Below are 9299 nucleotides of genomic sequence, written 5' to 3'. Positions count from 1 at the left end.
CTGCGAAGAACAAGGGATGGAGCGCCAGGGCAATCCGGCGGGTCGGCCGGCGTATTGACTGGTGATCAGTTCAGCATGACAGGCGAGGTGGGTGCCGCGCGGCCCGGGCCTCCCCCTCCGTGGTCCGGACCGCGCGACGCGGGTGACCGGGGTCGGGATCGCACCGACGACAGCCACCCGAGCACTCGAGGCCCGCGCGGCGGACCGCACGCGGGGCGGCCGGCGCCCGTCCGCAGGCGCGGGCCGCCCCCGTCGGCCGACGCCTCCCGGCGGCGGTCGGACCGGTCGGGCTCTCCCCCGCGCCGTCCGCGCCCCAGCGGCGGGCGGCACGGGAGCGACCGGCCACGGGCACCGCGCGTCCGATTCGCGGCGCCCAGCTCTGGGCCCGGGCCGCGCCGACCGCCCCCGGGCCGCCCCCGTGGCCCCGGTCCGACGCACCGCGCGCCCGCCGCCGCACCGCCCCGATCGCGTCATGGCCATGCCTGAATGGCCGAAAAGCGGCGCAAAGCCCGGGAGGGCATCCGCATGCCCTCCCGGACCTCGGCCACCGCCCGCGGGGAACAGAGCAGCGGCATCCCCCGGCCCGCCGGGTCCTCGACGGCGGGCCGACCCACTGCCCCTAGCGAACTGCTGGTACGCCGGTGGAACCAGGGAGCACAAGTGGGCGCACGTCAACACAGGACCGGAGCACAGCCCTCCTCCTGCGGTACCGCCGGACCGCCCGGCCGACCCGCCGAAACCGGGCCGCAACACGCCGGAAAGCCCCCGGTCCGCGGCCGCGGGCGGTACGCGATCCCGCCATCCGGAATATCCACCCTTAACCCAGGGAACGCGGCCGACTACGCTAGGTCCACTGTGCCGGGCGTGTTACGCCCGTGCCACCCATGCCTCACCCGACCCGGGGGGCCGCTCGCATGACCACCACCTCACGAGGGCCGAACGACCGACTCGGTGCCCTGCTGACCCAGGCTCAGATCAGCAATGCCGGCCTGGCCCGCCGGGTCAACGACCTGGGCGCCCAGCGCGGCCTGACGCTCCGCTACGACAAGACCTCGGTGGCCCGCTGGGTGAGCAAGGGCATGGTCCCGCAGGGAGCGGTGCCGCACCTGATCGCGACCGCGATCGGCGGCAAGCTCGGCCGGCCGGTGCCGCTGGAGGAGATCGGGCTGGGCGACACCGACCCCACGCCCGAGCTCGGCCTGGCCTTCCCGCGCGAGGTGGCCGACGCGGTGCGCTCCGCCACCGACCTGTGGCGGGTGGACCTGGAGCTGCGCCGCGGGCCCGGCGGCGGGCGGTGGAGCGACGGCCTGGCCGGCACCTTCTCGGTGGCCGCCTACGCCACCCCGGTCTCGCGCTGGCTGATCAGCCCGGCGGACGGCTCGGTGGCCCGGCAGGAGACGCCCCCCGGGCCGGTGGCCGCGCTGCCCACCGCGCGCACCGCCGGGTTCCGGGTCGGCCAGTCGGACGCCGCCAAGCTGCGGGAGGCGGCCCAGGAGGCCCGCCGCTGGGACTCCAAGTACGGCGGCGGCGACTGGCGTTCGTCGATGGTCCCGGAGTGCCTGCGGCTGGAGGCGGCACCGCTGCTGCTCGCCTCCTACAGCGACGCGGTGGGGCGGGCGCTGTTCGGCGCCACCGCCGAGCTGACCAGGCTGGCCGGCTGGATGGCCTTCGACACCGGGCAGCACGAGGCGGCCCAGCGGTACTACATCCAGGCGCTGCGGCTGGCCCGGGCGGCGGCCGACGTGCCGCTCGGCGGCTACGTGCTGGCCTCGATGAGCCTGCAGGCCAGCTACCGCGGCTTCGCCGAGGAGGCGGTCGACCTGGCCCAGGCGGCGCTGGAGCGCAACCGGGGGCTGGCCACCGCGCGGACCATGAGCTTCTTCCACCTGGTGGAGGCCCGGGCGCAGGCCCGGGCCGCCAACGGGCCCGCCTGCGCGACGGCGCTGGCGGCCGCCGAGAGCGCGCTGGAGCGGTCACGCGCCGGGGATCCCGATCCGGCGTGGATCGACTTCTACGCCTACGACCGGCTGGCCGCCGATGCCGCCGAGTGCTTCCGCGACCTCGGGGTGCCCACCAAGGTGCGGCAGTTCACCCGGGAGGCGCTGGCCCGGCCCACCGAGGGGTTCGTCCGCTCGCACGGGCTGCGGCTGGTGGTCAGCGCGATGGCCGAGGCCGAGGCCGGCAACCTGGACGCGGCGGTGGAGGCCGGCGAGCGGGCCGTCGACGTGGCCGGGCGGATCTCCTCGCAGCGCAGCCGGGAGTACCTGCTGGAGATGGTGCGGCTGCTGGAGCCCTTCCAGGGCGAGCAGCGGGTGCGCGAGTTGACGGAGCGGGCGCGGGGCGTGCTGGCACAGTAGGGGCGGCAGGGCCCGCAGCGCCGCAGGGGGTTTGGTGAGCGTCCTGGGAGGCACGATCCGCAGGTGACGGACGACTACGACGTGCTTGTGGTGGGCGGCGGGATCGTGGGGCTGGGCACCGCCTGGGCGCTGGTGCGGGAGCGGGCCGGGCTGCGCGTGCTGGTGGTGGAGAAGGAGGACCGGCTGGCCGGCCACCAGACCGGCCACAACAGCGGGGTGATCCACAGCGGCGTCTACTACCGGCCCGGCTCGCTCAAGGCGCGGTACGCGGTGGCCGGGGCGGCGGCGATGGTGCGGTTCTGCGCCAAGCACGGGCTGGCGCACCGGGTGACCGGGAAGCTGATCGTGGCCACCGAGCCCGGGGAGCTGGCCGGGCTCGCGGTGCTGGCCGAGCGGGGGAGGGCCAACGGGCTGCAGGTCAGTGAGCTGACGGCGACTCAGATCGGCGCGTACGAGCCCGCGGTGAGCGGGCTGGCCGGGCTGCACGTGGCCAGCACCGGGGTGTGCGACTACACCGAGGTGGCCCGGTGCTTCGCCCGGCTGGCCGGCGCGGCCGGGGTGGAGCTGCGCACCGGGTGCGAGCTGGTCGGGGCCGAGCGCCGGGCGGACGGGGTGAGGGTGCGGCTGCGCCGGTCCCCGGGCGGCGAGCGCGCGGAGGTCGAGGCGGAGGTGCGCTGCGCGGTGCTGGTGAACTGCGCCGGGCTGCAGAGCGACCGGGTGGCCCGGCTGGCCGGGGACGAGCCGGGCGTGCGGATCCTGCCGTTCCGCGGCGAGTACTACGAACTGGCGCCCGGCGCGCGCCACCTGGTGCGGGGGCTGGTGTACCCCGTGCCGGACCCGGCGTTCCCCTTCCTCGGGGTGCACCTGACCAGGGGCGTGCACGGCGAGGTGCACGTGGGCCCGAACGCGGTGCCGGCACTGGCCCGCGAGGGGTACTCGTGGCGCGCGGTGGACCCCGGTGACCTGGCCCGGCTGGCCGCGTTCCCGGGGAGCTGGCGGCTGGCGTGGCGGCACTGGCGCCAGGAGCTGGGCGAGCTGCACCGCTCGGCCTCCAAGCGGGCGTTCACCCGGGCGGTGCGGCGCCTGCTGCCCGGGGTCACGGGCGCCGACCTGGTGCGGGCCGGCGCCGGGGTGCGGGCGCAGGCGGTGGGGCGGGACGGGCGGCTGCTGGACGACTTCGCCTTCGCCGGCTTCGACCCGGCCGACGCCCGCTCGCCGCGCCGCACCGTGCACGTGCTGAACGCCCCTTCCCCCGCGGCCACCGCCTCGCTGCCGATCAGCCGCGAGATCGCCGCCCGCGCCCTCGCCGCCCTGGCGGCGGGGGGCTGAGGGCCCGGGCGACGGGGCCCCGGGGCGGGGTGGGCGGGCGCCGTAGACTCGACGGCATTGTGAATTCGACTGCCCCCTCCCCCCAGCTCCCCGGCCAGCGGCCCTCGCAGCGGCTGTCGGCCGCGCCCGCCGGCTACCCCGCGCCGATGTACCCGCACAAGGCGACCGAGGAACAGCACCGCGAGCACCGGATCCGGACGTTCCAGCCGCGGCGCGGGCGGATGACGCCCGCGCAGGCCGGTGCGCTGGACCGGAACTGGGAGAAGTGGGGGATCGCCATCGACGGCACCCCGCTCGACCTGGCGCAGGTGTTCGGCGGCCTGCCGGTCACCCTGGAGATCGGGTTCGGCATGGGCGAGACCACCGCCGCGATGGCCGCCGCCGACCCCGGGACGGGCATCCTCGCGGTCGACGTGCACACCCCCGGCCACGGCAACCTGCTCAACCTGCTGGAGCTCAGCGGGGCGCAGAACGTCCGCCCGGCCGCCGGTGACGCGATCATCCTGCTGCGCGACATGCTCGCCGACGCCTCGCTGGCCGGCCTGCGGGTCTTCTTCGCCGACCCGTGGCCCAAGCCGAAGCACCACAAGCGCCGCCTGGTCCAGCACGGGTTCCTGGACCTGGTGCTCCCCCGGCTGGCCCCCGGCGCGCTGGTGCACTGCGCCACCGACTGGGAGCCGTCCGCCGAGCAGATGGCCGAGGTGCTCGCGGCCCGCCCCGAGCTGGTCAACCTGCACCCCGAGGGCGACGGCAGCGGCTGGCTGGACGGGCGCCAGGACGGCACCGTGCCCGGCTACGCCCCCCGCCCCGACTGGCGCCCCGTCACCAAGTTCGAGCGGGCCGGCCTGGCCAAGGGCCACGTGGTGCACGACCTGCTGTTCCGGAAGGTCTGACGCCCGTCGCGGCCTGCCCCTAGGCTCAGCAGGGTGAGCCTGAGCCGGCTGTTCGGCGCCCGCCGGGCCGGCACCGCGCTGCTGCTGGCCGGCCTGCTGGGCTGCGCCGCGCTGCTGGTGCACCTGCTGCGGGCGCAGACCGGGACGGTCGGGCTGCTGGTGGGCCTGGGGCTCGCCGTGCTGCCCGTCCCGTTCGTGCTGGCCGCGCTGAGCTGGCTCAACCAGAGCGCCCGGCTGCCCGGGCGCCGGCTCGCGCTCTGCCTGGTCTGGGGCTCGGTCGCGGCCACCACCTTCGCGCTGCTCGCCAACGACTGGGCCAGCGACTACCTGGAGTCGGTGCGCGGCCCGGCCGGGTGGAGCAGCGAGCTGGCCACCCCGCTGATCGAGGAGAGCGTCAAGGCCGCGGTACTGCTGGTGCCGCTGAGCCCCGTGCACCGGCGCACCCGCCGAGGCGCGGGCCCGACCCCGCGCGCCCGGGCCAGGCTGCGCCACCGCGCCGTCGCCCGGCACCTGGTGCTCGGCGGGATGAGCGCCTGCGGCTTCGCCTTCACCGAGAACGCGCTCTACCTCGGGCGGGCCTTCTCCGGCGACCGGCAGCAGCGCCTGACCAGCATCGGCCTGGGACTGAGCCCGAGCCTGCGCGACTACGACGACACCGTGCACACCTTCCTGCTGCGCGCGCTGCTCTCCCCCTTCGCCCACCCCCTGTTCACCGCGCTGACCGGGCTGGGGCTGGCGGTGGCGGTCACCAGCACCCGGCGCTGGGTGGTCCGGCTGGCCGCCCCCGCCGGCTGGCTGGCGGCGGTCGCGCTGCACGGCTGCTGGAACGCCGCGGCCGGCCGCGGGGTGCACGGCTTCCTGCTGGTCTACGGCGTGCTGATGGTGCCCTGCTTCGCCGCGCTGGCCCTGCTCGCGCTGTGGGCCGGGAGCTGCTCGCGGGGCAGGGCCGGCCCCGCACCGGAGTAACCGATTTCCCTTCTCGGTTCCCTTCCCGTACTGTTGGGTTCACCGACGCGGGGTGGAGCAGCTCGGTAGCTCGCTGGGCTCATAACCCAGAGGTCGCAGGTTCAAATCCTGTCCCCGCTACTCAGTAGCAACGGAAGGCCCGGCAGAGACTCTCTGCCGGGCCTTCCGTCGTTTCTTCGAGAAACCCGTTGCCTCCCCGGCGGTGGCCTGCCTATGGTGGCGGCACACTGAAAGGAGGTGATCCTGAGTTGAGTTCTTTCAGGATGTGTGAGGTGGCTGCTCGCTAGAGCCGCCCCTGCCTGCGGCAGTAGGTCGGCAGGCGAAATACCCAGCAGTCACCCGGCCCGTGAGTTCGTCGGAACATCCCCGACGCCACGGCGGTTCGCCGCCGCGGAAGCAGCCCACGGGCCGTCTGCGTTCCCGGACCCGGCCGCCGCCGGCCACCCCTGCGACCTCCGCCTCTGTACGAGGTTGGTAACCGTACGTCGAGACCCAGTTGACTCCTGCTCACACGATGCAAGACTTTGATTGGCCGTGGTCCAACAAGTTGGCGGCGCGGCTGTCGGGGCGGGGAGCCACAGCGGCAGGGGGCAGCAGGACATGTGGGGTCGGGGCACGGTACTCGGGGACCGGTACACGTTGACCGAGCGGCTCGGCGGTGGCGCCATGGGCGAGGTCTGGCGGGCTGCGGACCGGGTGCTGGAGCGGCAGGTCGCGGTCAAGATCGTGCTGCCCGCACTGCTGGAGGACTCCGCCTTCGCGGAGCGGTTCCGGCGCGAGGCCAGGATGCTGGCCGCGCTCAACCACCGCGGCATCGTGGACATCCACGACTACGGCGAGCAGCCCGGCGCGGACGGCGCCGCACCGGTGGCCTTCATCGTGATGGAGCTGCTGGACGGGCAGCCGCTGGACCGGATCCGGGCCGAGCGGGGCACCCTGCCGGTCGAGCAGGCGATGGACATCGTGGCCCAGGCGCTGGACGCGCTGCACGCCGCACACCAGCAGGGCATCGTGCACCGGGACATCAAGCCGTCCAACCTGATGCTGCGGGCGGACGGCCAGGTCACCGTCACCGACTTCGGGATCGCCCGGACGCTGGCCGGCACCAAGATCACCACTGCCCACGCGGTGATGGGCACCGCGCTGTACATGGCGCCCGAGCAGGCCGAGGGGCTGGGCACCACGCCGGCCTGCGACCTCTACTCGATGGGCGTGCTCAGCTACGAACTGCTCACCGGCGAGCTGCCCTTCACCGGCGAGACGGCGATCGAGATCGTGCTCAAGCACGTCCGGGAGCCGGCTCCCGGGCTGGCGGAGCGGTTCCCGGCGGCGGTGCGGGAGGTGGTGGCGAAGGCACTGGCCAAGCGGCCCGGGGACCGGTTCGCGGACGCGGCCGAGATGGCGGCGGCGGCCCGGGCCGCGGTGGGGAGCGAGGAGCCGGGCGCCCGGCTGGCGGGGCTGACCACGCGCACGGCGGCGGTGGGCGCGGCTGTCGGGGTGGCGAAGGCGGCCGAGGAGGCCGCGGTGCCCGAGGTGGTCGACGTACCCGACGTAGCCGAGGTGGTCGAGGCCGCCGTCCAGCCGGTGGAACCCGTGGTGGTGGGCGCGGCGCAGGCCGCGACCGCCGCGGTGGCGGCGCCGTGGCACCGGCGCCGGAGCAGCCTGGTCGCGGCGGCGGTGGCGGCGGTCCTGGTGGTGGCCGGGACGGTGACGGTGCTGCACCTGGACTCCTCCGCGGGGCAGGTCGGTGCGAACAGGCCGGGCGCCTCGGGTCCGGCGCCGGCCGGCTCGCCGTCCGGCTCGGCGTCGGTGTCAGCGTCGGCCCCGGCCTCGGCGTCCGTGTCCGCCCCGGCCGCGTCCTCGGCGGCGCCCAGTGGTGCCGACTCCCCGTCAGCACCGGCGGGTCCGCCCGCCTCGGGCGGCAACGGGGGCGCGGCGGCGGGCGGCGCGGCCGGCGGCGGAAACGCGGGCGGCAGTGGCAACGGCGGCGGCAACGGCGGTGCGGCGCCGGTGAGCGGCGGCAGCAAGGGCGGCGGGGCGGCCGGCGGGACCGGGACCGGCAGCAGCGCGGGTGCCGGCGGCGGCACGCCGCCCGGGAGCTCGGGTGGCACCAAGCCCACCACGCCCCCGCCGCCGGCCAACTCCCGCCCGGCAGGCTGCGAGAGCGCGCACGACATCACCAACGTGGGCGACGGGAGCAAGCTGGGGCTCAGCTCCGACAACATCTCCGCGGGCAACAAGGTGGTCTCCGGCGGGTACTCCTCCTGGGGCTGGGTGTACAGCCTGAGCGCCGGCCAGCAGGTCACCTTCCACGCCTGCAGCGCGGGCGGACCGCCGATGGGCGTACCGGTGGGAAGCAGCGTGATCGAGCTGGTGGGGAACTACGGGACCACCACCTTCGGGGTCACCAGTGCCGGCGGCGGCACGTACACCCTCCACTCCGCCTACCTGTCGACCTATTGCCTGACCTCGCACGGCAGCGGCACCCCGGTCACCCTGGACAGCTGCGACTCCTCCGGCGCGCAGCAGTGGCGGATTCCGTAGTCCTGGCCTGTCGGCTGCCGCGCCGTCACCTCGGGACCTCCCGGGACCGCTACAGTTCCTGCCAATCCAGCAGCGGCGGACGGGGAGCGAGCGATGGCGGTGCGGCGGGACCAGGCGGCGCTGGTGCGGCGGTGGCAGATCGGTGCGGTGGGCACCCTGGTCGGTGTCGGGCTGCTCGGACTGGGGCTGTACACGACGGCGGCCGAGCACCCGTTGAGCGCGCTCGGGGCCGGGATGATGATCGCGTGCGCGACCACAGTGGCCGGCACCCTGCTGGGCTTCCTGTTCGGGATCCCGCACAGCCGCAGCGCCCCGCAGCCGAGCGGACAGCCGGACGGGCAGCCGAACGGTGACTACTCGGCCAACACCAACCTGGAGCAGGTCTCCGACTGGCTGACCAAGCTGCTGCTCGGCGTCGGCCTGACCCAGCTGAGCCGGATCTGGCAGGGCGCCCGCCAGCTCGGCCACGCGCTGGCCCCGGCGCTCGGCGGGCGCGCCGACGCGGCACCGTTCGCCGCCGCGCTGGTGCTCTACTTCCTGGTGCTGGGCTTCCTGGCCGGCTGGCTGGCCACCCGGCTGCTGCTGGCCGGCGTGCTGACCCAGGCCGACGGCAACGCGCTGCGCCTGTTCAACTCCGCGCAGGAGCAGTTGCGCGAGGGCAACGAGGTCGGCGCGGAGGACCTGCGGGTCCAGGCGATGGCGCACATGGGCAAGTTCAGCACCCGCGCGATGGGCGCCGACCCGCAGCGGACCGCCGCGATGGACGCCCAGGTGGCCGAGGTGCGGGCCGGTGCCAAGCAGTCCACCGCCACCCCGGAGGAGGTGCGCGGCCTGTTCGCCTCGGACGACTCCGGCCTGCGGCTGCAGGCGCTGGCGCTGACCCAGGGCAACCCCGGGCTGGGCGACTTCGAGTCGGTGCTGGAGTACATCGAGCACCCGCGCACCCCGTTCGAGCACTACCAGGCGCTGCTGGCCGCCCGCGGCATGATCAACCGGCTCGGCCGCGACCAGCGGATCCGGCTGCGGGCCGCGGTGGTGGCCCAGTTGCTGGCCCCGGACGGGATCCCCGACGCCTCGGACCGCCGCTGGGTGGCCGAGCGGATCCTGGCCAAGCTGGACGCGATCGGCCAGGTGCCCACGCCGCGCCCGTCCGGGGTCTGAGCGGGTCCGGGCGAGGTCCCGGCGAAGGCTCGTCACGAGGGCGGCCGGG

Annotated in this window: 6 protein-coding genes and 1 tRNA gene; all 7 read left to right on the top strand. The window is 75.5% G+C overall.

Annotated features, from left to right (window positions below; translation table 11 throughout):
* The first annotated feature begins 914 nt into the window (after window positions 1–914).
* The 7 genes from C7C46_RS08715 (at window position 915) to C7C46_RS08685 (ending at window position 9250) form a co-directional block, all read left to right on the top strand.
* On the top strand, window positions 915–2357 hold the full coding sequence (locus tag C7C46_RS08715) for an NsdA family TPR-like regulatory protein (RefSeq protein WP_110667445.1): 1443 nt from the start codon (window positions 915–917) through the stop codon (window positions 2355–2357).
* 63 nt (window positions 2358–2420) lie between these two features.
* Complete coding sequence (gene lhgO / locus C7C46_RS08710) at window positions 2421–3686, top strand: L-2-hydroxyglutarate oxidase (protein WP_110667443.1); 1266 nt, start codon at window positions 2421–2423, stop codon at window positions 3684–3686.
* A 59-nt stretch (window positions 3687–3745) separates the two neighbouring features.
* Window positions 3746–4579, top strand: a complete 834-nt coding sequence (trmB, locus tag C7C46_RS08705; RefSeq protein WP_245984299.1) for a tRNA (guanosine(46)-N7)-methyltransferase TrmB — start codon at window positions 3746–3748, stop codon at window positions 4577–4579.
* A 33-nt stretch (window positions 4580–4612) separates the two neighbouring features.
* On the top strand, window positions 4613–5545 hold the full coding sequence (locus tag C7C46_RS08700; RefSeq protein ID WP_110667441.1) for a PrsW family intramembrane metalloprotease: 933 nt from the start codon (window positions 4613–4615) through the stop codon (window positions 5543–5545).
* A gap of 46 nt (window positions 5546–5591) precedes the next feature.
* Window positions 5592–5665 (top strand) — tRNA-Met (locus C7C46_RS08695).
* A 519-nt stretch (window positions 5666–6184) separates the two neighbouring features.
* Window positions 6185–8089 carry a serine/threonine-protein kinase gene (locus tag C7C46_RS08690; RefSeq protein WP_181442260.1) on the top strand — a complete coding sequence of 635 codons (1905 nt, stop codon included), beginning with the start codon at window positions 6185–6187 and terminating at the stop codon, window positions 8087–8089.
* Window positions 8090–8182: 93 nt separating this feature from the next.
* Window positions 8183–9250 (top strand): hypothetical protein, encoded by a 1068-nt coding sequence (locus C7C46_RS08685; RefSeq protein ID WP_110667437.1) that lies wholly within the window; start codon window positions 8183–8185, stop codon window positions 9248–9250.
* Window positions 9251–9299 lie beyond the last annotated feature (49 nt).

The organism is Streptomyces tateyamensis, assembly GCF_003205575.1.
Taxonomy (GTDB): Bacteria; Actinomycetota; Actinomycetes; order Streptomycetales; family Streptomycetaceae; genus Kitasatospora; species Kitasatospora tateyamensis.
Note: the sequence above shows the minus strand (reverse complement) of the source record. Positions and strands in the feature narration are given on the sequence as shown.

Coding starts and splice junctions, on each gene's coding strand:
- C7C46_RS08715 (WP_110667445.1), top strand. CDS start 915: ATGACCACCACCTCACGAGGGCCGAACGACCGACTCGGTGCCCTGCTG.
- C7C46_RS08685 (WP_110667437.1), top strand. CDS start 8,183: ATGGCGGTGCGGCGGGACCAGGCGGCGCTGGTGCGGCGGTGGCAGATC.